The sequence below is a fragment of the Natranaeroarchaeum sulfidigenes genome (assembly GCF_017094485.1).
Lineage (GTDB): Archaea > Halobacteriota > Halobacteria > Halobacteriales > Natronoarchaeaceae > Natranaeroarchaeum > Natranaeroarchaeum sulfidigenes.
Genome location: NZ_CP064786.1, coordinates 2,461,102 through 2,484,537 on the forward strand (window position 1 = coordinate 2,461,102; position 23,436 = coordinate 2,484,537).

Sequence of the window (23,436 nt, forward strand, 5' to 3'; positions counted from 1 at the left end):
TGAAGACTGTCCGAATCGTCCGGATTGCGCGCCCTCTTTTGCAAACATTCGAAGCTGCATCTCCGTAATTTTCCGCCAATATAACCTAATAATATCGGTTAATGGTTAAGAAGTGTTAAATATCCTGCCTTCTTTTACTCGTTTAGCCATGTCAGAGGCACAGACAGCCGCCGAAGTGGGTATTGTACGTGATTTGACCGCGTTTCAGCGGAATATTTTGATAATCCTGTCCGAAGAACCGATGTACGGCCTCGCGATCAAACGGGAGCTCGAATCGTATTACGACGACGAGGTCAACCACGGTCGGCTCTATCCGAACCTCGACGAACTGGTTGAGCTCGGACTGGTCGAAAAGAGTGAACTGGACAAACGAACGAACCAGTACGAGCTCACGTCGGACGGTGAGAACGCACTCTTCGAGCAACTCCAGTGGTCGATTGCGAAGCTCAGTGCCGACAAACAGCGTGGTGCCAAGCTTCGCACACTCGTCGACGGGTCGGCCTAGAACTCCGGCACCCTCCGGTTGACCGTCTCGAAGACGAGTTCGATCGATCGGTCAACGAGTTCTCTCTGTTCTTCGGTCGGCCAGACGTTACGCTGATAATACTCAGTCCGGAACTCCTGAATCTCGGCCGACGTCGCCGACTCGATCGGCCGTGCATAATGGTTCCCCATGAAGTCGGCCAGAGCCCTCGCGTTGTCCCCGTGGAGCTCTCCGTGGGTTTCACGAACCCGCTTCACGACCGCCCTGTTATGTTTTTCCACCCTCTGCCAGTCGTCAGGATCGCCGGGACCCGTAAGCGGAATCTCGACGGCACGGTCGGTATTCTCGATCCGATCGGGGCGGATCGTCCCATCGTCGAGCCACTCCGCGGGATGTAACACCAGCACCTCCCGAGAGTCTTCGGATCGAATGCGTGCCTCGAACGCCTCGTCGTCGAGTAGTTCGTCTCGTCTGGAGAGATAGGCATCACGCTCGCTCCCGTCACCCGCTTCACGCGCCAGTTGGGTGAGTCGTTCCGCTTCCTCGAGTACGTCAGTTGGGAGTTCAGACATCGTCAAGTGCCTCGTTTGCCAGTTCGTCGGCCCTGTCGTTGATCTCTCGTGGAACGTGTTCGAGCGTCCACGAGTCGAACCCGTCCAGCAATTCACGAGTTCGCACGCGCAGTTCGCGTAGTTCGGGATTGTTCGTATCCCATTCGCCCCGGACCTGTTTGACGATCAACTCCGAATCGCCGCGGACGTCGACGCGGTCGAAGCCGAAATCGCGAGCGACTTCCAGCGCGTGGATCAGGGCCTGATACTCCGCCCGGTTGTTCGTCGTCCGGCCGATCCGTTCACCACCATCCGCGACGATCCCGTCGCTGTTCACGAGTACCCAGCCGACCGCCCCGGGTCCAGGATTCCCCCGGCATGCCCCGTCGAAATAGACATGCGTGCGACCCCCCTCGTCCCTGAGCACCGCCTCGATTTCCTGCGGGCGCACACCCTGGACGACGACCTTCTCGTCGTAGGCAACCGCGGTCGCACCATCGGTCGACGCGCGCCACTGCTCGTGGTCGGTGTTCCCGTCGGCGATCTCGACCCCCGCCTCTCGAAGCCGGTCGCGCGCCTCGTCGACATCACACTCGTGAACTGGCATTGACGCAAGGTCAGCCTATTCGAGTTATATGTGTTTCCGTTTCCGCCGGGCGTTACCATCGGTATTCGCCGTACTGCGACACGATGAATAAACCACTGATTAACTGACCATCCGTGGGCCACAAAATACTTACCGAGGGTTTAAGTGTGTCGGTAGTACTACTATAAAAATGCGATGACACGGTCCACTCGCCAGCGGGAGCGCGAACAAACGACGGAGCAAGGGGAGGAGGAAAGCGAGGGCGTCCGGGAATGTCCGGAGTGTAGCTCTGATAACCTCGTCAAGAGCTCTGATCGTGGAGAACTGGTCTGTCAAGACTGCGGTCTGGTCGTCGAAGAGGAGAAGATCGACCCGGGGCCGGAGTGGCGGGCGTTCAACCATCAGGAACGCCAGGAGAAATCCCGCGTCGGCGCCCCGACGACCCAGACGATGCATGACAAAGGATTGACGACGACGATCGACTGGAAGGACAAGGATGCCTACGGTCGCTCTATCTCCTCGAAGAAACGCAGCCAGATGCACCGATTGCGGAAGTGGCAAGAACGGATTCGGACGAAGGACGCGGGCGAACGGAACCTGCAGTTCGCACTCAGTGAGATCGACCGGATGGCGAGTGCACTCGGCGTCCCCCGCTCCGTACGCGAGGTCGCCTCAGTAATCTACCGGCGAGCGCTCAAGGAAGACCTCATTCGCGGGCGCTCGATCGAAGGCGTCGCGACGAGCGCGCTCTATGCTGCCTGTCGCAAGGAGGGTATCCCGCGCAGTCTCGAAGAGATTTCCGAGGTCTCCCGGGTCGAGCGCAAGGAGATCGGCCGCACCTATCGTTATATTTCCCAGGAGCTCGGTCTCGAAATGAAACCCGTCGATCCGAAGAAGTACGTCCCCCGTTTTTGTTCCGAACTCGAACTCTCCGAGGAAGTACAGACGAAAGCCAACGAGATCATCGAAACGACCGCCGAGAAAGGACTGCTCTCGGGAAAATCGCCGACGGGCTACGCTGCTGCCGCAATCTACGCCGCATCCCTGCTCTGTAACGAAAAGAAGACCCAGCGAGAAGTCGCTGACGTCGCACAGGTGACGGAAGTAACGATCCGGAACCGGTATCAAGAGCAGATCGAAGCGATGGGCATCCACAGCTGAGTCGGTGGTCGTTTTCACCGCTTTTCCTCCCCAGCGACTGCGTTACGATCTGGTTTCGTCCCTCCGATCGGTCCGCCGCCACGCCGTGGGCCCCACACCACGCCAGAACCGTCCAGGTCACCGGCGTCACCTTGTAAACAATGGTACATTGTAACACCGCGATGGACCCCCGACGCCGACTCCACGAAACGAAGATTCTTCACCCGGAACGACCAACTACGATCGAATGCGCCTCGACGAGTTCGTCGACGGACTGGAACGTGATGACGCCGCCGAGCGTCGCCGCCTCGCCGAGGAGAAGTCCTACGAGATCACGGAGTACATCGACCGCGTCGCTGATCGGTTCGAGGACGCGATTCAGGACGAGACGATGGTCGGGTCGACGTCGCCGTCGGTGTTCGTCGGAACCTCTAACTACCCATCAGTCTCGACCGGCGTGCTCTCGCCGGTCGGCGACGAGGATCGGGCTGGCGACTACGTCACCGACGATAGCTGGTACCGGCAGGGCTACTCCATCGACGACGTCTTTCAGCGCCGGACGGGACTGATGAACTCCCAGCAGCGCGTCGACGTGGACGCGCCGGGCCGTCACGCCGGACACACCACGCCCGCAGTCGCCGACGCGTGGGACGGGATGCTCGGCGCACAGCGTGAGGTCGCGATCGCCGGGAACCCGGTCGACGTCGAGATCGGGCTGGATGGCAGCCCGGACCTCGGCATCGACGTCGACGACATCGCCGCGCCGACCGGGCCAAACGTCGCCGCCGAGTCGGTCGACCTCACCGAGAACCCCTACGTTCCGCGCCCGGTCAAGAAAACGCTCGAAGACGACGACTGGCAGGCCGAGGGCGCGATGACGTATCTCTACCGGCGTGGCTTCGACGTCTACGACATCCGCGAGATCCTCTCGGCGGGGGCGCTCGGGCAGGGCGAGAACCGACGGCTCGTCCCGACGCGCTGGTCGATCACCGCCGTCGACGACACGATCGGCAAGTATCTTCGCGGCACCCTGCGAAACGCCACGAGCATCGACGAGACGCAGGTCTGGTACAACGAGTTCATGGGCAACCGCTTCTGGATCGTGCTCACGCCGGGGCGGTGGGAGTTCGAGCTCGTCGAGATGAAAGCTCCCGGCAGCGTCTGGAACCCGACTGTCGACTCGGGCTACTGGCTTGCCAGCGCCTCGGAAGGCTACGAGGGCCGCACGAGCTACGTCGAGGAGACCGCGGGGGCGTACTACGCCAGCCGGCTGGGCGTCCTCGAACATCTCGCGGAGGAGGGTCGTCAGGCCAAGTGTCTCGTCCTCCGGGAGGTAACCGACGAGTACTGGGCTCCCGTCGGCGTCTGGCAGATCCGCGAGAGCGTCCGGAACGCGTTCGATCCCGATGGCGGGCGGGACGTTCCCGGTGCCGAGATCCCCCCGACGCTCGCCGGGAAACACGCCACGGCCGAGACGTTCCGGGACGCGATCACCGGGCTGGAATCCCAGCTTCCGATCTCGATGGGCGAGCTCCGGCGGAAATCCGACATGGTGGCGGGGATTCAGTCACAGTTGAGCGACTTCTGACTACGGGCGACCGGAAAGGTGCAGCGATCGTTGTAGCCTAGCATAGTGTTTTGTGATCGCTACCCGAACCCTCGTCTATGCGACGGCGAACCCTGCTTGCGACGGTCGGTACTACCGCGATCCCCCTCACGGGCTGTGTCGACCGCCCCGCAGACCGGCCGACTGATGGGGACGGATCGTCCGACACCACGACCGTCCGCGGGGCGTTCGACGACACCCCCGTCCGACCGGAGTGTGAGTACGAGTCCGAGACCGTCACCGTCGAGGAGGGCGACGAGACGCACGAATACAGCACGGCAGAACCGGTAGCCTACCCCGATCCCCCCGGCGGGTTCAAGGACGACGAGGTGATCGCATACGCCGAGGCCTTCGAGGAAGCGTACACGAGCCACGACGCGATCTGTGACAGTACGGACCACATCCTGAATGTGAGCTACAGCACGATGGAAGACGCCGTGGAAGAGCGACAGGACGGGATCACGACCGTCACCCTGCTCCGTGTTGCCGGGGCGAGCAAGGGCGTCGGTGATGAGGGGCCGCCCTGGGCCACCGAACTCGTTCCGGAAGCCGTGGGATACACGGTCGACGAGACGGGCGTAGCGAGAGTCGAGGCCGAGGAACCGGTGGCACCGGATGAACTCGGCAATGTGGCTCTTGAGCCGCTGAGAGATGGCGAGCTGGTCGCGACGTTCGAGTAGCTACCCCGCGGAGACGCTCAGGCGCGCGCTTCGATCTTCTCGAAGGCTTCCGAGGTCATCTCGCCAGTCTCGTCGAGGATCGCCTCCCACTCTTCGCTGTCCGGTGGCACCATCCCCGAGAGCTTCGCCAGTTTCATGATCGAGACGTGGTAGACGACCTGCTTGCCCGGCTCCTCCTCCCAGACGATCATGTTGCAGGGAAAGAGGCCGCCGATCGACTTCGTGACGTCGAGCGCGCGGTTCGCGATAGCGGGATTGCACGCGCCAAGCACGTAGTAGGGATCGCGGTCGGCGTCGACTTTCTCGTTGAGCAACTCGGAGGGCGAAAACTCGACCGGGATGCCGAAACCGACCTCCGCACAGACCTCCCGGACGAGTTCTATCGCTTCCTCGTGGTCCATCTCTAGCGTTGCACGTTTCTCGCCGATGTCGTCATCTGTCAGCTCTGCAGGATCGTACGGGAGCGTCATACAAGTGGCGAGGGCCCCGATCGGCAAAAACCCCCGCCGCTAGAGCGGCACCGGCACCCACCGGAGTGCGCGCAAAGTCAGTTCTGGGGGGATGACCGGATCGCGCAACACGAGCCAGTCGAGCAGGACCAGACCCAGACCATGTGCGACGACCGAGGGCAGAATCGAGTCACTGTAGTAATCGACGGCCCCGAAGAGTACGTCAGTCGGACCCGATAGCAGGAACTCGATTGGCGGTTTTCCGGCGTGTAACAGGGCGTAGACCACTGGGCTAATGAAGACGCATTTGAACCCGAGGTCCCGGACACCGACACAGAGCAGACCCCGGAAGTACGTCTCGGTCGCCAGCGCGAGCAAGAACAGCTGGATCGCATGGGGGACGAACTCGCCCAGCGCCAGCGTCGTCGACCACATCGGGTAGAACGCCCGGATACTCGGCAGCGTCGAGCCGACGATATAGAAGGGTAGCACAAAGGCCGACAGCAGGATGGTGTTACGGATCGCGACCCGATTGATCTGCCAGCCGATCCGACGACCGTGCGCGAGACCGAGGGCTAGCGGGCCGACGACGAACAAGAGAAGGTCGCGGACGACGCGCTCGGTCAGGCCACTCGTCGACCAGTACTGGTAGAGGAGCAGTAGTCCCGCGGCTGCAATCAGTGAGCGCTGTATCCAGGTAAGCGAAGAAACCGTTCGACGCGCAGTGCTCGCGAGTTCGCTCACACCGTATCAGTTGGTCGGGATGGGTCCGTCACCGATGACTGCTTCGAGCTCGCCGACGAACTCCTGCCGACTCTGGAAATACGTCGTCTCGATGTCTTCGAGCAGCGTTTCGAGCGTCTGCGGACCGTCGGGAGTTCGGACCACCGTCTCGCCCTCGCGGCGGACGACCTCGCTTCGTTCGACCGGCCACGTGAGCCGTGAGGCGGGGCGGGCCAGCGGTGCGCCTTCGACTGGCGTCCCCTCGCCGAGCTCGACGGCGGGCGTCTCGTCTTCCGCGTCGTCGTCTGACATGTATCGACGTTCAGGGCCCCGGCGATTATGTGTTTCGCTTCGGCTGTTCGTCGTACTGCTGGAGAACGGCCGTCCGCGGGATCGTCCCGACTTTGTTTCATCACCGGAACTGAACGGCAATACTTGACGGCCCGGCGATCAGTGAACTGCAGGTGTCTGACATACTGTTATGTATGAGGGGCCACAATACGGCAACTATGACTAGCCTCGCGGACGTTTACGAAGGCCACGTCGGGGAGGTCGGGGACGTCCGGCGGCTGTACGTCGGCATCGGTCTGTTCATCGCGGGAGCGGTGCTAACGGTTCTCGCGATGCTCGTCGCGACGACCGGCCTGCCGGGACTCGTCGGTATCGAGGGCGAGTTCACGCCGAACCTGATCGGCGGCGTCCTGGCCGGTCTTGGTGTTCCGGCGACGCTGCTCGGCGTCTCCACGATCCTTCCAGCAAGTGATCGGCTCCGCGCCGCCTCGGTGATCGGCGCGAGTATCGCCGTACTTGGCGTTGCGTTGTTCTGGCACGCCTACCCCAGCGACTGGGCAGGCTACAATCAGAACCTGACGCCATATGTACTGGGCGTGTACTTTCTCGGGATCATGATCACGCTCGGCTGTCTGTTCGTCGGCATTGCGAACTTCAAAGAGCGCAATGATCCGGGCGGCACAGTCTCGCTTGAGGTCCGCACCGAGTCCGGGGAAACCCGCGTCGTCGAGGTCGACCGCTCGGAGGTCCGGTCGGGGGGTCTCGGCGGCATCGGGATGCTCGGCGGGACGCCGGACGGCGAGGTTGAAACGCAGACGAATCGGCCCGGAACGTCAGGAAGCGGCGCACAGAGCGACGCCAGTGCCTCCCGGAGGTCGACCCAGTCGAACCGCGAACCGGGGACCTACGGCACGTCCACCGGCGGAGTGACCCGGTCGAGCGGCGGAAGCGCAGGCGGACTCGGCCCCTCGGACACCGCCAGCGACGGCGGGGCGAGTACGAGCGATATCAGTTCGCCGCTGGGAGATAGCCCCACCACATCGTCGGCGTCAAAGGATGTCGGTGATCAGTACTGCGGGAACTGTGAGCACTTCCGCTACGTCAAGTCCTCGGCCGGGATGCACCCCTACTGTGGCTACCACAACGAGGAGATGGACGACATGGACGCCTGCGAGAAGTGGGAGCCGAACCGCTGATCAGCGTACCGATTCGAGCATCTCGACCATCCGGTTCCAGTGGCTCCCTTTCCAGAAGTACTGCTCACAGGAGCGACAGCGCCACAGCGTTGCCGCCATTTCGTCGCGTGGCAGTTCGTCGGGGACGTACTCCGGAATCTCCGGATCGGCCCCGGAAACCGGCTCGACAGCCCCGTTACAGCGACCGCATCGGCGTGGCGTCTCGGTCGGGCTGAGATCGACCGCGGCCGCGGCGAGTTCCGATAGCTGTCCTTCGGTCTCACGTTCGGTCAGCAAGATGGCAGCCTCCGCACGATCCGCCAGCCGCCGGTCACGCGTCAGTATCGTTCTGTCTTCGGCAACCGCGACCGCGAGCAGGGCGTCGTCGGCCTCGATATCCCGGTCAGGGGCGTAGACGGTATCGTGCCCACAGAGCCGGAGATACGGCGGCAGTCGACCACACATCGTGTCGACGAGAAAGCGCGCCATACGAGACCGTAATCAGTGAAGGAACCCCCGCAGTTCCTCCACGGGCCACGTGTTGACCACGTCGCTCGGCTCGGCCCAGCCGCGACGAGCGGTGTGGACGCCGTAGCGGACGTTTCCAAACTCACCGGGACTGTGGGCGTCCGTATTGATTGCGATCGGTGCTCCGGCCTCGACTGCGGTCTGAACCGGTCGACCCCACAGGTCGAGTCGCGTGGGGTTGCTGTTTACTTCGAGTGCGACGTCCTGCTCGGCGGCCACGGCTGCGATCTCCGTGACGTCCAGATCGAGGCCCGCACGCTGGTTGAGTAGTCGACCGTGGGGGTGACCCAGCACGTCGACTGCCGGGTGTTCCATCGCCGTCGTGAGTCGTTCTGTGGCGGCGTCAATGTCGGCGTCAAGCGCGCTGTGTGGCGAGGCGACGATCACATCCAGCGCGTCCAGGACGTCCTCGCTCACCGAGAGCCCACCCTCGGCGTCGATGTTCGCCTCGACGCCCGTGAGAACCTCGACCTCGGCGTCCGCAGCGACTGCCTCAACGGCATCGATCTGCTCGATCAGTTCGTCGTCGTCCAGACCCGTATTCCCGAAAATACCGGGGCCGCTCGCGTGGTCGGTGACGGCGATGTACTCGTGGCCGAACGCGGCGGCCTGTCCGACCATCTCCTCGATCGTGAAGCCGCCGTCCGACCAGTCCGTGTGCGCGTGGATGTCCCCCCGAACGTCGGCCTCGGTGACGAGGTCGGGAAGCTCGCCCGCGGCCGCGGCCTCGATCTCGCCGCGCCCCTCGCGAAGCTCTGGCGGGATCGTCGGCAGATCGAGGGCGTCGTACATGCTCGCTTCGGTATGCCCACCGATCCGCTCGCCGACGCGCTGGTCGCTCTCGGGAGCCGCCACGTCGCTGATATCAAAGGCCCCGTACTCGTTGAGTTTGATGTCCCGATCGAGCGCGTAGTTACGCAGGTCGACGTTGTGCTCTTTGCTTCCCGTAAAGTACTGCAGCGCGCTCCCGAACTCCGCGTCGACGACGACACGAATGTCGACCCGGACACCGCCGCCCGCCCGGACGCTTGCCTTGTTCTCGCCGGACTCGATCACTGACTCAACCCGCTCCCAGTCGGTGAAGGCATCGAGGACGGCACCGTGATCCTCGGCCCCGACCAGCACGTCGACGTCGCCGATCGTCGCGCGCCAGCGCCGGATCGAGCCAGCCACTTCGACGCGCTCGACCGGATCGCTGTCTGCCAGATGCTTCACGATCGCGTCCGCAAGCGGGCGACCGTCACCCAGCAACTCTCGCTCGCGGGCACTCCGGGCGAACTCGATGTTCTCCAGAATGTTCTGTTCGGTTTTCGGGCCGAAGCCGTGGATCTCGCGTATCTTCTCCTCGCGGGCGGCCCGGTCCAGATCCGCGAGCGTCCGGACGCCGAGTTCGCGATACAGCGTCCCGACGGTCTTCGGGCCGACACCCTCAACCCGCGTGAGGGCGTCCATCTCGACCGGTAGCTCACCGCGAAGCTCCTCTAGCTCCTCGATCTTGCCGGTCTCGGTGTACTCGACGATCTTCGCCGCAATAGCGTCCCCGACGCCGTCTATCTCGTCGAGTGCGTCGGTTCCGTCCTCGGCAAGCGCGGCCACGGAGCTGGGATGCTCGCGGATGTTTTCGGCCGCCCGCCGGTAGGCGCGGGGTTTGTACTCGACGTCTTTCGCTTCGAGCAGGTCGGCCATCGCCTCCAGCGCGCCAGCGATCTCGTCGTCGGTCGTCATCGACCCCTCCCCGCCCCGCCGAGGCGGCCCGAGCTTGTGTCCTCGTGACCGAGTGCCTGTTTGAGAAACGACATCCAGCGCTTCTTGTCGGCAGTCTCCTGTGCCATCGCCTCTCCTTCGAGGTCAGTGGGCTGGAGGTTCTCCAGGGCGTTGAGCGCGCGGTCGAGTCCGACGATCGAGCGGGCCAGTCGTTCGCCCTCCTCGAAACTAATATCCCCCTCTTCGATCCGCTGGCGGCGCTGGAGACGCTCCCGGCGCAGGTTCTTTTTCGCCCGGTCGACGCGCTCGCGCTCGCTCGCCGGGTACGTCTCCCGGCGCTTGATCTCGAAGACGAACTCGTGGAGGTCGATCTCCTCGCCCTGCACGGCGATCCGCTCGGGGATCTCCGCGCCGACCGTCGCACCCTCGCGGTCGACGCGTTCGAGGAGCTGTTTGCGCTGGTACTCCTGCATACTCGTTCGGAGGGCACCGACCGGCAAAAAGCCACGGCGAAATCGGACCGCAAACCCCTTTTGAGGGCCGCCCGAAGGGTGAGCAAATGGCGAACTGCGACGTGTGTGGGCGCGAAGAGAACATGCCGTACAACTGTAGTCAGTGCGGCGGGACGTTCTGTCCGGAGCATCGCCTGCCGGAGAACCACGACTGTCCGGGACTCAACCAGTGGAACGATCCGAGCGGCGTCTTCGACAGCGGGTTCGACGACAGCGTCGACGACCGTGGCGGCTCTCGCAGCCTGCTCGACCGGCTCGGAATCGACACCGGTCCGGGCGGGCCGCTGGCGTACTTCCGCGGGAACATGACGTTCGTGTTCCTCGTGTTGATGTGGCTCACGTTTGCCGCCCAGTTGGCCGTTCAGACGTTTACTGGCGTGGTCGGCAACCCCGGGATCTACGACTGGTCCCTGTTTCGGGCACTGTTCACGCTCGATCCCCAGAACCCACTGTACCTCTGGACGTGGGTCACGTCGATTTTCGCACACGGCGGACTGTTCCACATCGCGGTCAACAGCATCGTGATCTACTTCTTCGGCCGACTGGTCGAGGACTACATCGGCTCCAGAGAGTTCGCCGTACTGTTCATCGTCAGTGGGATCCTCGCGGGGCTCGGACAGATCGGCATCGGTATTCTCATGGGCGATGCAGTGCCCGTACTCGGAGCAAGCGGCGCAGCGCTGGCGATCATGGGCGTCCTGACGATTCTGAACCCCGGACTCAAAGTGTACGTCTACTTCATCCTCCCGATGCCGATCTGGCTGCTGACCGTGCTGTTCGCGGGCTATTCGGTGTTTGCAGCCAGTGCCCCGGGGGTTGGGTCAGGCGTCGCTCATATCGCCCACCTCATCGGTCTCGGTATCGGACTGGTCTACGGGAACTACGTCAAAGGGCAGATCCGGACGCCGAATCAGGTCCAGCTAGGCGGGGGGCGCGGTCCCGGTGGCCCCGGGGGTCCGGGCGGCCCTGGCGGTCCGGGCCGCGGCCGGTTCTGATCGATGCGTGGCCCGCCAGAGCTGGTCCGTCCCGATCTCGTACCCGATCCCGGGAACAGCCACGACGAGATGGAAGCCCAGCAGCGCGAGATTGCTGCTGTAGCGACGTTCACCGACGACTTCGAGTTCGATCCGGCACCGATCATCGATGGGCAGCTTGCGACGCCGGGCGAGGAGCCCCCGCTCGTCGCTGGCGTCGATCAGGCGTTTCTCGACGACCGGGCAATCAGCGCAATCGTCGTTTCACGGGGTGGCGAGATCATCGAGCGCGTCTATTCGGTGACCGATCTCTCGATCCCCTATATTCCGGGGTTGCTGGCGTTCCGAGAGGGCGGCCCGATCCTCGATGCAGTCGAGAAGCTGACGAACACACCCGACCTGTTCGTCTTCGACGGGAGCGGCCGGATCCACTTTCGCGAAGCTGGGATCGCGACCCACATCGGTGTCGTGCTCGACGTGCCAAGTATCGGCGTCGCCAAGAGCCTGCTGTGTGGGACGCCCACCTGGTCAATCGAGGGGCTCGCGGCGGACGAGCGCGTCCCCATCGAGGCTGACGCGGACGTCACCGCGCCGGACGGAGCGACGATCGGCTATGCCGTCCAGACGCGCCAGTACGACTCGCCGAATCGTCACATCAACCCGCTGTACGTCAGCCCAGGACACCGGGTCGGGCCAGCAACCGCCGCCGATCTCGTGCTTGCACTTGCCGACGGCTACAAACTGCCCGAGCCGACACGGCGGGCCGACGCGTACGCCGAGGAAGCGAAGTCGCTCGTCCAGGACTGAACGCCCATTATGACGCCGGAATTTCTCCCACCCTTAATTACCTGGCGGCTAATTGGACCACATGGCCGACACGCAAGACGACGAGACGGGCGAGACGCCGCCCCGTGAGGGGAAACTGAAGACGGTGCTGATAACCGGCTGTTCGTCTGGGATTGGACGCGAGGCCGCGAAGGCATTTCTCGACGACGACGGGTGGACGGTCTACGCGACCGCGCGCGATACCGACGACATCGCCGACCTCGGCGAGGCCGGATGTGAGACGGCCGAGCTGGACGTCACCGACGAGAACCATGTCCGACAGGTGGTCGAACGGGTCCTCAGCGAGACCGGGCGGATCGACGCGCTGATCAACAACGCCGGCTACGGCCAAATGGGACCAATCGAGGAAGTCCCAACCGAAGTCGTCCACGAACAGTTCGATGTCAACGTCTACGGGCCACATCGACTGATCAGAGCCGTCCTCCCCCACATGCGAGAGCGCGAGCGCGGGACCATCGTGAACGTCTCCAGCGTTGGGGGACGCGTTTCCCACCCGGGCGGCGGCGTCTACTGCGGCTCGAAATTCGCGCTCGAAGCGATGAGCGATGCGCTCCGTTCGGAGGTCGAGCCGTTCGACATCGATGTCGCGCTGGTCGAGCCCGGGCCAGTGAATACCTCCTTCGGCGACGAGATGCGAGCCCGAACCGATAAACTGGAGCGTTCCGGCGCGTACGACTGGTTTTACTCGGTGATCGAGGATACCCAGCTCATCGGCGGTGGCGGGTTCGGCTCAATCGAAGCAAAAGAAGTCGCTGAAACCATCCTCGAAGCCGCGAACAGCCCGAATCCCAGCCCACGCTACCCTGTAGGACAGTTCGGCAAGCTGAGTTCGCTCGCCAGACTCGCGCCCGACCCGATCCGCGATGCCGTGTTCGGGATCGTTCGGCGGTTCGTCTGAACCAGTCAAGAGAGACAGCGCGCAACAGTCCGGAGCATCCGTTCTCCACGCACTTCGTCGGCAAACAGCGGGACGCGCTTGATTTCGTGGCCGCGGAACAACTCGTGTGCGGATCCCAGCGCCGCCTGCTGGACGTCCCAGCGACGCTGGCAGAACTCGCAACTGTCGAGGTCCGGCGTGACGAACTGATCGGCATCGACATCGTCGGTCACGTCCGCCAGATCCTCCATCACTTTGTTCACAACCACTGTTCCGACGGGAATCTCGAACTCACGCAACTGGTCGACCAGTCGCTGGCTCTCGAAAACGCTCATCTCCTCGGGGACCATCACGACACGGAAGTCGGTCTGGGCCGGGTCACGCAAGGTCTCACGGAGGCGTTCGATCCGCTCGCTGAGCTCTCGCAACTCGTCGACACCACCCTCCTCGGGGACGTCCTCGCCGCCGAACATCCCTTTGACGCCCTCCAGCATTCCACTGAACCGCTCGCGCATCGCGAGGACCCGGCCGACCATGGTATCCATGATCTCGGGGAGTTCGAGCAGTCGCAGGGTGTGACCCGTCGGCGCAGTATCGACGACCACCCGATCGAAGCGTGGGTCGTCCATGTACTCGATGAGTTTCTGGATCGCCACCGCCTCGTCCGAGCCCGGCATCGACCCGCCCATCAGCATGTCCATCGGCCCATCACCGCCGAGCAGGTCGCCGAGACCGCCCAGACCGCCCTGTGAGCCAGTACCGGCACCGGCCTCTGCACTCATATCCGGGCCGCCTGCAGACCCGGGTTCGGCCCCAGCGCCACCGCCGAACATCGCGGCGTTCTCCTCCATCGCATCATCCGGATCGATCTCGGCGGCGTACAGCGGAACGTCCTCGCGAATCCGTTCCGGGCGCGGCGAGATGTCGGCCTCGAAGGTATCCGACAGCGAGTGAGCCGGATCGGTCGAGACGACCAGCGTTTTCGTCCCCGACTCGGCGCTGGCCAGCGCGGTCGCCGCGGCCATTGTCGTCTTCCCGACGCCGCCTTTGCCGCCGTAGAGGACGTACTCGGGCGTCTCGGGCGTAATTTCGATACCGGGTTCGACGTCAACCTCGACCCCGTCGTCATCACTCTCATCGATCGGATCTGCAGACCCATCATCCGGCTCCGTCGACCCCTCCTCGACCTCGTCGACCGCCTCGACGTCGATGCTGCTCATACCCGCGCTACCGCTCGCGGGCTTGTGTACCCGTCGGTTCATATGGGATCGGGCGGCCAGAGCGCATGGACGCCCGGGGTCGGTGGGCAGGGCCGACCGACAGTCCGACTACCCCGAAAGGGCTGCGCTAGAAATACTCCGCGAGCCGATCCGCGGCCTCGTCGACACGCGGCGAGAGCAACGCGAATCGAAGCCACTCGTCGCGGGCGCTCCCGAACGCCTCGCCGGGCATCCCTGCGACCCCGGTGTCGTCGATCAACTGCTCGACGTTCGCAAGTGTCCCCGGGAACTCCGGGAACCGTGCGAGGACGTAGAAGCCACCGTCAGGAATCGTGTATTCGGCACCCGCCTGTTCAAGACCGTCGGTAAACGCCTCGATCCGCGCATACATCCGTTCGCGGTTCTCCCGGTAGTACGCGGGCTCGGTTTCCTGTAGCGCCTGCAGGACAGCGTACTGGGCAGGACGGCTTCCGGCCACGTTGACCAGCATGTGCCGCGTCTTCACCGAGTCGATCAGCGCGTGCGGGACCACAGCGTAGCCGACCCGGAACCCGGTGATCGCCAGCGACTTCGAGAAGGAGTTGGTGACGATTCGATGGTCGGAGTCGACTGCCAGCGCGCTCGAAAAGTCACCGGAGTAGTCGAAATGGTCATACACCTCGTCGCTAACAAGTATAGCGTCGACATCCTCCGCAATCGCCACGAGTTCGCACATCGTCGACTCGTCGTACACCGCACCGGTCGGGTTGTTCGGCGTCGTCACGACGATCGCCGCAGTCTCCTCGGTGGCGGCGTCGCGGATCAGCGCCGGATCGAGCGTGCCATCCGCATTTGCTGAGACGTACTCCGGAACACCGCTCAACAGCTCCGCCTTCCGTGGGTAGTACGGGTACACCGGATCAGTGAGGAGTACCTCATCGCCTCCTGAACGCTCCAGCGCCGCGGCCATCGCGAGGTAGTTCGCCTCCGCGCCGCCGTTCGTGACGACAACCTGTTCGAGATCGACTCCTCGGCGGTCGGCAATCTCGGCGCGGAGCTTCGTCAGTCCCTCGCTGGGCTGGTACTGGAACGCGTCGGGCTCGCTATCAGCGTACTCGACGAGCCCCTCGCGAAGCGCGGCAGGGGGTTCCCAGTCGGGGCTGCCACTTACCATGTTGATCACGTCACCATCAGCGCGGTCGGCGTACTGCATGACCTGAAAGAACAGTGGCCGGTCGTTGCTCATGGCACTTCGTTCGAGCGGTGACGGGAGTCTCTTTCGGGACGGCGGGGATTCAAGACGGTGCCGATCGATTCGCCGATATGAGCGATCCTGACGACAGCACGAAACCGCCGGGGGCTACTCTCGCCGCCGAACTCGGTGACCAGCTTCGTGAGCAAGACGCCACGATTGCCACCGCAGAATCGTGTACTGGAGGACTCATGGGAGCAGCGCTGACGGCAGTCCCCGGCTCCAGTGACTACTTCGACCGTGCGCTGGTAACCTACGCCTACGACGCCAAGCGGCAGCTGCTGGGGGTCAACCGGGAGGACCTCGACGATCATGGGGCGGTCAGCGAACCGGTTGCTCGACAGATGGCCAGCGGTGTTCGGGATACTGCAGACGTAACCTGGGGTGTTGGGATAACCGGCGTCGCGGGGCCGGGCGGCGGAACCGAGGAGACCCCTGTCGGGACGGTGTATCTCGGCGTCGCGTACGCCGGTCCGTGGGAGACGAACGAGTCGTACACAACGGTCTCACGCTACGAATTCGAGGGAGATCGGTCGGCAGTCCGATCAGCAACCGTCCAGCAGGCGCTGGAAGATGTGCTCGCGGAACTACGGTTGGTATCCGGTCTGTAACCGGATCAAAAGGGAAAGTATCTTTCGGCGGGCGGTCGGAGAAGATCAGTATATCCGATGAATAAAAAAGGACACGTGCTCAACGCCGTCTTCCTGAGCATCGGTCTCGCGTACCTGCTCGAGCCCGCTGGTGACGAGACAACGTTTATTGCGATGGTCGCAATCGGTATTCCCGTCACACTCGGCGCACTGTTTCCGGACGTCGACACTGACTTCGGAAAACACCGCAAGACGCTGCACAACCTCCCAATACTGGCTCTGTTCGTTGCGTTCCCGTACTTCTTTGACGGGAACCTTCAGTACGTCTGGATCGGTGTGCTGACGCACTATGTCCTCGATATCGCGGGGAGCAAGCGTGGCATTGCGCTGTTTTACCCGATCTGGAAGAAGGAGTTCGGTCTCCCGATCGGCGTCGCGGTGAGTAGCAATCGTTCGACGCTGATGACGATCGTGGTTACGCTGGCAGAACTCGTCGTCGCGGCACTGATCATCTACGATGTCCCGCTGATGGCGCTCGACGCTGCCCGGTCGTCGGTCGGCATCTAGTATGCCGAGACGTCGTCGAACCGACTCGCATAGAGCGATCGTGTCGGGTGTGTTGGCTCGGTCTCCGAGAGGACGATTCGATCGAACTTCTTCCCGGTGTTCTCCCAGCCGAGATGGGCGAACTCCGCGACCGACTGGAGCCGGTGGCTCCACCCCCGACGACGACAGGCCTGCCGTGAGACGCCGTCCTGCAGCGCAGTGCACAGCTCGGCTTCGGTCCGGATATCGCGATCGAACGTCGTCCATGCCAAGCCGACAGAGCCAGGGAGATGCGCGTACGACGACGCGGTAACCGGAGCGTCGACGGTCCGCGCAATCTCGCGGGCCCGGGTGGTGTGTCGTTGCCAGTGTTTCAGATTGTACACCTCGACCGCGTCGATCCGCTCACGGTGGGCCAGGATATCGTCTTCGGCCAGTCCAACCGTGAGAAACTCGGGGTGAGGGACGATCACAGTGGCGTCCTGCCGATCGAGTTCAGCCATCGCACCATCGAGCGAGATGAAGTCGGGGATGGGATCGGACAGTCCCAGTGCGAGGACGTGTTTGCGCTCGCGCCAGGGGCCGGTAAACACCTCGCGGGCGGGGACAACGAGGAGTTCATCGTCCGAGAACCGATCCGCCCGGCGCTCTATCTCGGGCAAGGGCATGAAATGAGGAGCGTACACGAGTACGTCGATCCCGCGTGCCTTTGCCCGCTCGGCGACACCTTCGTCGAGTATTTTCACGTGGCAATCGACCCGGGTCCCATCGCGTTCGGTCACAGCCACGAATTCCGGGTGTCCCGAATTAGCGATTACGGTATCCGGTCATCGCCAGAACCCATCGTAGTAATCGAGGACGGAAACGAAGGCGACGTGTGGGAGCGTCAGCACGGCGATAAAGACCAGATAGACCCCCATTAGGCTCCCGGGGTCGGCTGCGGCTCCCGGCAGCAACAGGTAGAGCGCGACGGCAAACACGAGTGAGAGCGCCGTCAGCGGGGCAGCGTCGCGGGCAAACCGGGCCATCGGGGCCACGACAGCCCCGTCGTCCACGGACGCCGCAATCCGGTCGTCAAGCAGCAAAAATCGGACGATGTGCCGGAGCGAGTGCCAGAAACAGAAGTACAGGCCGATCGCAAGCAGTGGTGGGACGGTAGCAAAAAACACGACCAGCAATCCGGTTTCGGCGGCGTCGATCCGCCACGGACGCGTGTTCGACGCACGAATCCACCCCAGCCCGAGTGCAGTGACGACGAGCGAGCCGTACACGACGGCGACGAGAAGGCGCGCTTCGGTAGTGAAGAATGGATCGAGTGCACCGACGGCACCCGGGTCGACTACGCCGACGATCCACTCGGCGACGCGTCGGTACTCGCCGGGGAACGCGACCAGCGGCACCAGCATGGGTGCGCCGCCGCGGACGAGGGCGGTCAGTGCCGTCCCGCCGGGACCCCGGACGTGTGTGACACCGACGAGTTCCCGAAGCGGGTGCACGTCACCCTGTCCCCAGTGAAACCAGGTGAGCAGGATGAAGAAGACGAACGCGGCGGCAGGCGAGAGAAACCAGACCACCGCGTACCCCCCACCGAGCAGTGCGTACACGAGCCCGACCTCCGCCAGTGAGCGGGCGGTCAGTCCCGTCCCTCTCGCACGGGGAGTGACGAGATGGTCGACCGCACCGTGGGGAAGTCCCAGCAGGAGGACGCTCAAGAATAGTGGGGCTAACTGTATCGAAAGCGGAATCTCCGTGCCGACGACCGTGACAACGACGGAGGTCGCAAGGAGCGTGATCCAGCCCGGAAGAAGCGCCAGTCTGGCGGCCCCCTCTAACCGCCGTCCAGCAAGGGCTGTTGTGAGTCGCTCTGCAGTAGGGCTGGAAGTGTCACTCATCAGTGGATACTCCGGAGCGCGACAATAAAAAAGGCGACTCGTCGAATCCGGGTCCGATCAGTCGTCAGCAGGGGCCGCGCCGGACGCCCCGGAGCGGTCGACGCCGACCGACGGCATGTCCGCAATGACCGACTCGTTCTTCGCGACCCAGTTCAGCAGCAGGAACGCGAAGATGTACTTCGCGACGATGTCGAGCCCGCTGTAGGCCCACGAGGTGATCGCGACGTCGAGCACGGCGATCCCCTCGGCGCCGAGCGCCCAGAAGATCGGGTAGCCGAGCCACATCGCGACCGTGAGGATCTTCAGCGTGTTGAAGATTTCAGCCGTCCCGTTCGCTTTGGCGTCCTCCGGCCACTTGACCAGCAGGACGTAGAGGACGACCAGGAAGAACATGCAGCTGATGAAGTACCAGAACCAGCGCAGGCCGTGTGAAGACACGGTCAGTGCAGCTGCAAGCCCGGTCACACACATGCTGATGTCCGCAACAAGGATCGTGAACAGATCCGTCGCGTTAGAGCCTGCAAGCAGACCGAGTGCGAGCAGGATCATCGGAGTCGACAGTGCCCAGGTGAGGTAGCGACCCCACATGGTGAGTACCTCTTCGCCCGCGAGTGCGTGCCCCGCCGGCATCTCCAGGAAACTGATTGTCAGTCCGGACACGAGCCCAGTATAACTGGAGATTGAGACAAGCGGGACCATCAGCGTCGCCACGAAAATCAGCTGCGCGCGTGGATCTTTGACGTTACGACCCATATACACGAACAGCAGGATCGAGAGGCCGGCAAGCGCGATGTTTACCCAGAACGAGGCGCTCAGCAGCGCGTCATCCTGTACTGCCTCGAAGATTTCTGGCTGTGTCATCTCGAGGAACGTCCCGAACTGTGCTATTGCAGCCGCATCACCAGCTATCGCCTCTAACATAATCCAATCGAAGAGGGGTACGACTATGTAAAAAGGGTATGTCCTTACTAGTATGAACACATCCTACAAACATGCGAAAAGGTACCAAGAGAAACTCAGTAGTCGGTTGGGAGCACTAACCCCAACCCGTGTTCTTAATATTTCTAAATTGATAATGAAACATACCAGAACATATTATCCGACGCGCTCCAATACCTTACTATGATCAAACCCCGGACGCTGCTCGTGTATCCGGCGGAAGACGCCGACGACATCAAGGCCTCACTTGAGAGCACGGGCTGTCAGGTCGTCCACGTCAGCAAGGCGACGAGAGCGCTCGCCAAACTGTCCAGCCAGCAGTTCGACTGCCTGGTGAGCGGGTACGAACTCCCCGGCGACGACGGGCTCTCGTTATTATCGGCCGTGCGCGAAACACATCCCGGACTACCGGTCGTTCTTTTTACCGACTCGGACGAAGAGGAGATCACGGAGCGGGCCTTCGATAACGGGGTAAGCAGGTTCCTTCGAAAGAACGGAGCCGAATCGTTACGCCAGTTAAACACCGAAGTCACCGATCTTACCGTCAACAGATCGGCGACGGTCCACAAAGAGGAAATCGAGGAACACAGACCGACGCCGGAAGATATCTCGCGTGCCGTCCACGAGGCACCGATCGGAATCACGATGAGCGACCCCACACTGGCGGATAACCCGCTCGTGTTCGTCAACGAAGCATGGTCCGAACTGACCGGGTACGACGAAGGAGACATGCTCGGTCGGAATCCTCGGATCCTACAGGGGCCGGAAACGGATCCGGATAACGTCGACGAACTGGCGACAGCAATCGAGGACGAAGAGCCAGTCACCGTCGAGATCCGAAACTACCGGAACGATGGGACACCCTTCTGGAACGAGTTGACAGTCGCGCCCATATACGATGACGACGGAGAGCTCGTCCACTACGTCGGGTTCCAGAACGACGTGACAGACAGAAAAGCAGCCGAACGGCTCGCAAAGGGGCGCGCGGAGAAACTAGCAGCCGAACGGACCGTATTGCAACGAATACTATCGCGTGTGAACGGACTCCTTAGCGAGATTACCCGGATCCTCGTCGAGGAGAACGAACGTGCAACGATCGAACAGCAAGTCTGTGAGGAGATAGTCAGCTCGAAAAGTTACGTCGCGAGCTGGATCGGGACGATGAATCCAGCTGATACGAAGCTACAACTGTCGACACAGACGGGAGCGATATCCGGGATTCAGTCGCCAGTCGAGATCGAATCGATGCCGAACGCGGTCGAAGACGCACTCGAGTTGGGGAGCGTCAGGGTTTGCACAGTCGGCTCCGACGAGCGCGGGCGGCTCGCCCCGGACTCAGTCGGCGCACGACGGCTCGCCATCATTCCGCTGGTCTATCAACAAAAGAGGTACGGACTACTGGGCGTCTACGCCGATAGCGACGATGCGCTGGACAGTCGGGAAGTCGAGCTGTTCGAATCGATCGGACAGATGATCGCCAGTGGCCTCAACGCCGCCGAGACGGCACGAATGTTGACGACTGCAAACGTCCTCGAACTGGAGTTCGAGATCTACGACGAGACGTTCCCACTCTCGCGGTTCGCCGACGTGATCGGCACCGATGTCGAGTTCGTCGGGCTGGTGCGCGATAACGGCTACGAGATCTACGTTCGGACGACACGAATGAACGGCAACCCGGCCGATCTGCTATCACTTCCACGCGTCGAGAATATTCGTCGTGTTTCGGAGACGGACGAGGGGTACACGTTCGCTGCCGAGGTCAACACGAAGGAACCATTCGACCAGCTCGGAGATTACGGTGCGTCGGTCGTGAACATTACGGCAGAGCCGACGCAAGCGACGCTATCCCTGGAACTGCCATTAAAGTACAATACCCGATCGGTACTCGAACTGCTTGAGTCGCTGTACGACCGTGTCGAGCTCAAGGCCAAACACGAGCGTGACGGACATGAAGAGACGACCCACGAGTTCGCCGCGGCGGTAAACGAACGATTGACCGACCGTCAGCAGGCGGCGCTGGAGACAGCCCATTTGAACGGCTACTTCGAGTGGCCACGCCAGGTCGACGGTGAAGAGGTCGCGGAAACGATGGGGATCACTCGACAGACGTTCCACCAGCATCTCCGTGCGGCCGAGCGCAAACTCGTCCAATCCTTCGTGAACCCTAACTAGTAAGGAGATGATTCTTAGTCATACGATTCACTGCTTTTTACAGGATGAGCTATCGCTATTACCGGAGTAGCCGCAGGTCGGTTTTCGGGACGTGTCGCCCAAGTACCCATGTCGGTGCTGTCTGCGACGGACGTCACCCCGGTGATCGCACATGAGCGTACCACTTACCTACATGGAGTTTCATCTCGTGTTCATTCTGCCGCCATTGCTGGTCTTGGGGTGGTTTGCGTGGCGGCGGGACGACGCTAGCTGGGGACGTGCTCCACTCTCCGGGCTCGCCATTATGCTGTTTCTCGCGGTCGTCTACACGACACCGTGGACGAACGTCATGATTCCCAGAGGTGTCTGGTGGTACGGCGACGGTGCTGTGCTCGGAACGATCTGGTACACGCCGATAGAGGAATACCTCTTTTTCATCCTGCAGCCGATACTCACGGCGTTCTGGCTATTTCAGTTCCTGACTGTCGAAGACCGGTCGTTACTGATTCCACTATCACATCGGCTCGCGGGAGCGGCTGGCGGTCTCGCGATCTGCGTTCTCGGATACTTCCTCATGGGGACGACCTCGACGTTTTATCTCGGTTCCCTGCTGTTCTGGGCGGGCCCGATCCTCGCCATCCAGTGGGCGTTCGGGATCACGTATCTAATAAAAGAAGTCCCACGACTCCTCGCAGTGGCACTTGTCGTCCCAACGCTATACCTCTGGACCGTCGATCGGATCGCGATCGGTCTGGGGATCTGGTCGATTTCGGAGACACACACGATCGGCCTCTCCCTGCTTGGACTGCCAGTCGAGGAGGCGCTGTTTTTCTTCTTGACGAACGTCTTCCTCGTGCAGGGGATCGTCCTCTACATGTGGCTACTCGACCGCCCCTACGAGTTCGCCGGCGTCGGCTGGTTCAGCGAGCGGGCACAGGCAGTCGACAGCGAGCGAGCGTGAGTGCCGAAGGGTTTTAGCCCCTGCCGGGAGAGGCGTTCACTAATGACCTGGGCATGCGGAATCGATGGCTGTGGCGAGGTATTCGACGAGATCGAGGACGCGATTATCCACCAGACGAGCGAGCACCAGCGCCGTGAGTGCAAGGTCTGTGGCGTCGTCGTCCCCGACGGCTATCTGGCGCTCAGACACGCGTTTAACGAGCACACTCGCGCCGAGTACGTGCGCGCGTACGACGCCGACTCCGATGACGTCCGCGAGCGCGAAGAAGTAAAGGACGAAGTCGAAGCGACAGCCGATCTCCAGCAGGTTGTCGAGCGGTTGAACGACAGCGGTTCGTTATAGTTACCGTTCGTCGCTGTCGAGCACGCGGATCTGGTCGCCCCGGACGGTTACGGGAATCGGAACGGTCGCCTCGTAGAGTTCGACGGTTACCTGATCTTTGCCCTCGTCGATCCGCTGGACCTGTGCCTTCTCGCCTTTGAACGGTCCGGCGACGAGTTCGACGATGTCTCCCTCCGCGATCCCCTCGACGTCCGGCGTGGGCGAGAGAAAGTGTTCGACCTCCGAGATACCGCTCTCACCGGGGACGATACTGCGAGCGTGAGGGATCTCCTCGAGGACGCGAGAGAGGATCGCATCGTCCTCGGCTTCAACCATCACGTAGCTAGTAAGCGAGTCGGGTGCGAGCGCCGCATGGATGTCGTCTTCTTCACGAGTCATGATCATGTCGGCGACGGTGCGTTCCTGACTCGCGGTTGTTTTGACTGCGTAAATCGACAT

27 protein-coding genes are annotated in these 23,436 nt (G+C 62.4%); 13 read left to right on the forward strand and 14 right to left on the reverse strand.

Going from position 1 to position 23,436, the window contains the following annotated elements:
• Positions 1–148 precede the first annotated feature (148 nt).
• Positions 149–505 carry a PadR family transcriptional regulator gene (locus AArcS_RS12785; RefSeq protein ID WP_238477807.1) on the forward strand — a complete coding sequence of 119 codons (357 nt, stop codon included), beginning with the start codon at positions 149–151 and terminating at the stop codon, positions 503–505.
• Here AArcS_RS12785 and AArcS_RS12790 read toward each other — a convergent pair.
• Together AArcS_RS12790 and rnhA are read right to left on the reverse strand one after the other, a co-directional pair.
• Complete coding sequence (locus tag AArcS_RS12790; protein WP_238477808.1) at positions 502–1,056, reverse strand: DUF7108 family protein; 555 nt, start codon at positions 1,054–1,056, stop codon at positions 502–504. The genes AArcS_RS12785 and AArcS_RS12790 overlap by 4 nt on opposite strands.
• Positions 1,049–1,642, reverse strand: a complete 594-nt coding sequence (rnhA, locus tag AArcS_RS12795; protein ID WP_238477809.1) for a ribonuclease HI — start codon at positions 1,640–1,642, stop codon at positions 1,049–1,051. The genes AArcS_RS12790 and rnhA overlap by 8 nt, the downstream gene beginning before the upstream one ends.
• A 174-nt stretch (positions 1,643–1,816) precedes the next feature.
• Between rnhA and AArcS_RS12800 the strand changes: the two genes are divergently transcribed.
• From AArcS_RS12800 to AArcS_RS12810, 3 genes are all read left to right on the forward strand, one after another.
• Positions 1,817–2,782, forward strand: coding sequence for a transcription initiation factor IIB (locus tag AArcS_RS12800; protein WP_238477810.1), 966 nt, complete (start codon positions 1,817–1,819; stop codon positions 2,780–2,782).
• A 226-nt stretch (positions 2,783–3,008) separates the two neighbouring features.
• Entirely contained in the window at positions 3,009–4,349 is a 1,341-nt protein-coding gene (nreA, locus tag AArcS_RS12805) for a DNA repair protein NreA (RefSeq protein ID WP_238477811.1), read from the forward strand.
• Positions 4,350–4,426: 77 nt separating this feature from the next.
• Positions 4,427–5,047, forward strand: coding sequence for a hypothetical protein (locus AArcS_RS12810; RefSeq protein WP_238477812.1), 621 nt, complete (start codon positions 4,427–4,429; stop codon positions 5,045–5,047).
• 17 nt (positions 5,048–5,064) lie between these two features.
• Here the strand turns inward: AArcS_RS12810 and AArcS_RS12815 are convergent, their stop codons facing one another.
• The 3 genes from AArcS_RS12815 to AArcS_RS12825 are packed head-to-tail and all read right to left on the reverse strand — an operon-like array spanning position 5,065 to position 6,531.
• Entirely contained in the window at positions 5,065–5,517 is a 453-nt protein-coding gene (locus tag AArcS_RS12815) for a DUF302 domain-containing protein (protein WP_238477813.1), read from the reverse strand.
• A 39-nt stretch (positions 5,518–5,556) separates the two neighbouring features.
• On the reverse strand, positions 5,557–6,240 hold the full coding sequence (locus tag AArcS_RS12820; protein WP_238477814.1) for a CPBP family intramembrane glutamic endopeptidase: 684 nt from the start codon (positions 6,238–6,240) through the stop codon (positions 5,557–5,559).
• A gap of 6 nt (positions 6,241–6,246) precedes the next feature.
• On the reverse strand, positions 6,247–6,531 hold the full coding sequence (locus AArcS_RS12825; protein ID WP_238477815.1) for a DUF5789 family protein: 285 nt from the start codon (positions 6,529–6,531) through the stop codon (positions 6,247–6,249).
• A gap of 197 nt (positions 6,532–6,728) precedes the next feature.
• On the opposite strand from AArcS_RS12825, the gene AArcS_RS12830 reads away from it, so the two are divergent.
• The gene (locus AArcS_RS12830; RefSeq protein WP_238480033.1) at positions 6,729–7,706 is read left to right on the forward strand and encodes a cell division protein CdpA domain-containing protein; all 978 of its coding nucleotides are present in this window, start codon (positions 6,729–6,731) and stop codon (positions 7,704–7,706) included.
• On the opposite strand, the gene AArcS_RS12835 is transcribed toward AArcS_RS12830, so the two are convergent.
• The 3 genes from AArcS_RS12835 to AArcS_RS12845 are packed head-to-tail and all read right to left on the reverse strand — an operon-like array spanning position 7,707 to position 10,390.
• Positions 7,707–8,174, reverse strand: a complete 468-nt coding sequence (locus tag AArcS_RS12835; RefSeq protein WP_238477816.1) for a Mut7-C RNAse domain-containing protein — start codon at positions 8,172–8,174, stop codon at positions 7,707–7,709.
• A gap of 12 nt (positions 8,175–8,186) precedes the next feature.
• Complete coding sequence (gene polX / locus AArcS_RS12840) at positions 8,187–9,938, reverse strand: DNA polymerase/3'-5' exonuclease PolX (RefSeq protein ID WP_238477817.1); 1,752 nt, start codon at positions 9,936–9,938, stop codon at positions 8,187–8,189.
• Complete coding sequence (locus tag AArcS_RS12845) at positions 9,935–10,390, reverse strand: DUF5788 family protein (RefSeq protein WP_238477818.1); 456 nt, start codon at positions 10,388–10,390, stop codon at positions 9,935–9,937. The genes polX and AArcS_RS12845 overlap by 4 nt, the downstream gene beginning before the upstream one ends.
• Before the next feature lie 86 nt (positions 10,391–10,476).
• On the opposite strand from AArcS_RS12845, the gene AArcS_RS12850 reads away from it, so the two are divergent.
• From AArcS_RS12850 to AArcS_RS12860, 3 genes are all read left to right on the forward strand, one after another.
• Positions 10,477–11,424 (forward strand): rhomboid family intramembrane serine protease, encoded by a 948-nt coding sequence (locus AArcS_RS12850; protein ID WP_238477819.1) that lies wholly within the window; start codon positions 10,477–10,479, stop codon positions 11,422–11,424.
• Between the two features lie 3 nt (positions 11,425–11,427).
• Complete coding sequence (locus AArcS_RS12855; protein ID WP_238477820.1) at positions 11,428–12,210, forward strand: endonuclease V; 783 nt, start codon at positions 11,428–11,430, stop codon at positions 12,208–12,210.
• A gap of 61 nt (positions 12,211–12,271) precedes the next feature.
• Positions 12,272–13,147 carry an SDR family oxidoreductase gene (locus AArcS_RS12860; RefSeq protein WP_238477821.1) on the forward strand — a complete coding sequence of 292 codons (876 nt, stop codon included), beginning with the start codon at positions 12,272–12,274 and terminating at the stop codon, positions 13,145–13,147.
• A 5-nt stretch (positions 13,148–13,152) separates the two neighbouring features.
• Here the strand turns inward: AArcS_RS12860 and AArcS_RS12865 are convergent, their stop codons facing one another.
• Both AArcS_RS12865 and AArcS_RS12870 read right to left on the reverse strand, forming a co-directional pair.
• On the reverse strand, positions 13,153–14,346 hold the full coding sequence (locus AArcS_RS12865; RefSeq protein ID WP_238477822.1) for an ArsA family ATPase: 1,194 nt from the start codon (positions 14,344–14,346) through the stop codon (positions 13,153–13,155).
• 127 nt (positions 14,347–14,473) lie between these two features.
• On the reverse strand, positions 14,474–15,571 hold the full coding sequence (locus tag AArcS_RS12870) for a pyridoxal phosphate-dependent aminotransferase (RefSeq protein WP_238477823.1): 1,098 nt from the start codon (positions 15,569–15,571) through the stop codon (positions 14,474–14,476).
• 77 nt (positions 15,572–15,648) lie between these two features.
• On the opposite strand from AArcS_RS12870, the gene AArcS_RS12875 reads away from it, so the two are divergent.
• Both AArcS_RS12875 and AArcS_RS12880 read left to right on the forward strand, forming a co-directional pair.
• Entirely contained in the window at positions 15,649–16,188 is a 540-nt protein-coding gene (locus tag AArcS_RS12875) for a CinA family protein (protein WP_238477824.1), read from the forward strand.
• A 57-nt stretch (positions 16,189–16,245) separates the two neighbouring features.
• Complete coding sequence (locus tag AArcS_RS12880) at positions 16,246–16,734, forward strand: metal-dependent hydrolase (RefSeq protein ID WP_238477825.1); 489 nt, start codon at positions 16,246–16,248, stop codon at positions 16,732–16,734.
• On the opposite strand, the gene AArcS_RS12885 is transcribed toward AArcS_RS12880, so the two are convergent.
• Genes AArcS_RS12885 through AArcS_RS12895 form a run of 3 tightly spaced genes read right to left on the reverse strand, consistent with a single transcriptional unit; the run spans position 16,731 to position 19,466 of the window.
• On the reverse strand, positions 16,731–17,495 hold the full coding sequence (locus AArcS_RS12885) for a PHP-associated domain-containing protein (protein WP_375139613.1): 765 nt from the start codon (positions 17,493–17,495) through the stop codon (positions 16,731–16,733). The two genes, AArcS_RS12880 and AArcS_RS12885, sit on opposite strands and share 4 nt — an antisense overlap.
• Before the next feature lie 45 nt (positions 17,496–17,540).
• Positions 17,541–18,605 carry a Brp/Blh family beta-carotene 15,15'-dioxygenase gene (locus AArcS_RS12890; RefSeq protein ID WP_238477827.1) on the reverse strand — a complete coding sequence of 355 codons (1,065 nt, stop codon included), beginning with the start codon at positions 18,603–18,605 and terminating at the stop codon, positions 17,541–17,543.
• Positions 18,606–18,662: 57 nt separating this feature from the next.
• The gene (locus tag AArcS_RS12895) at positions 18,663–19,466 is read right to left on the reverse strand and encodes a bacteriorhodopsin (protein WP_238480012.1); all 804 of its coding nucleotides are present in this window, start codon (positions 19,464–19,466) and stop codon (positions 18,663–18,665) included.
• Positions 19,467–19,727: 261 nt separating this feature from the next.
• Here AArcS_RS12895 and AArcS_RS12900 point away from each other — a divergent pair, with 261 nt between their 5' ends.
• From AArcS_RS12900 to AArcS_RS12910, 3 genes are all read left to right on the forward strand, one after another.
• On the forward strand, positions 19,728–21,716 hold the full coding sequence (locus tag AArcS_RS12900; protein WP_238477828.1) for a bacterio-opsin activator domain-containing protein: 1,989 nt from the start codon (positions 19,728–19,730) through the stop codon (positions 21,714–21,716).
• 151 nt (positions 21,717–21,867) lie between these two features.
• A complete protein-coding gene (locus AArcS_RS12905; protein ID WP_238477829.1) occupies positions 21,868–22,656 on the forward strand; it encodes a lycopene cyclase domain-containing protein in 789 nt (262 codons plus the stop codon).
• A 42-nt stretch (positions 22,657–22,698) separates the two neighbouring features.
• Entirely contained in the window at positions 22,699–22,998 is a 300-nt protein-coding gene (locus AArcS_RS12910) for a DUF7565 family protein (RefSeq protein WP_238477830.1), read from the forward strand.
• Here AArcS_RS12910 and AArcS_RS12915 read toward each other — a convergent pair whose 3' ends face one another.
• The gene (locus AArcS_RS12915; protein WP_238477831.1) at positions 22,999–23,436 is read right to left on the reverse strand and encodes a transcription elongation factor Spt5; all 438 of its coding nucleotides are present in this window, start codon (positions 23,434–23,436) and stop codon (positions 22,999–23,001) included.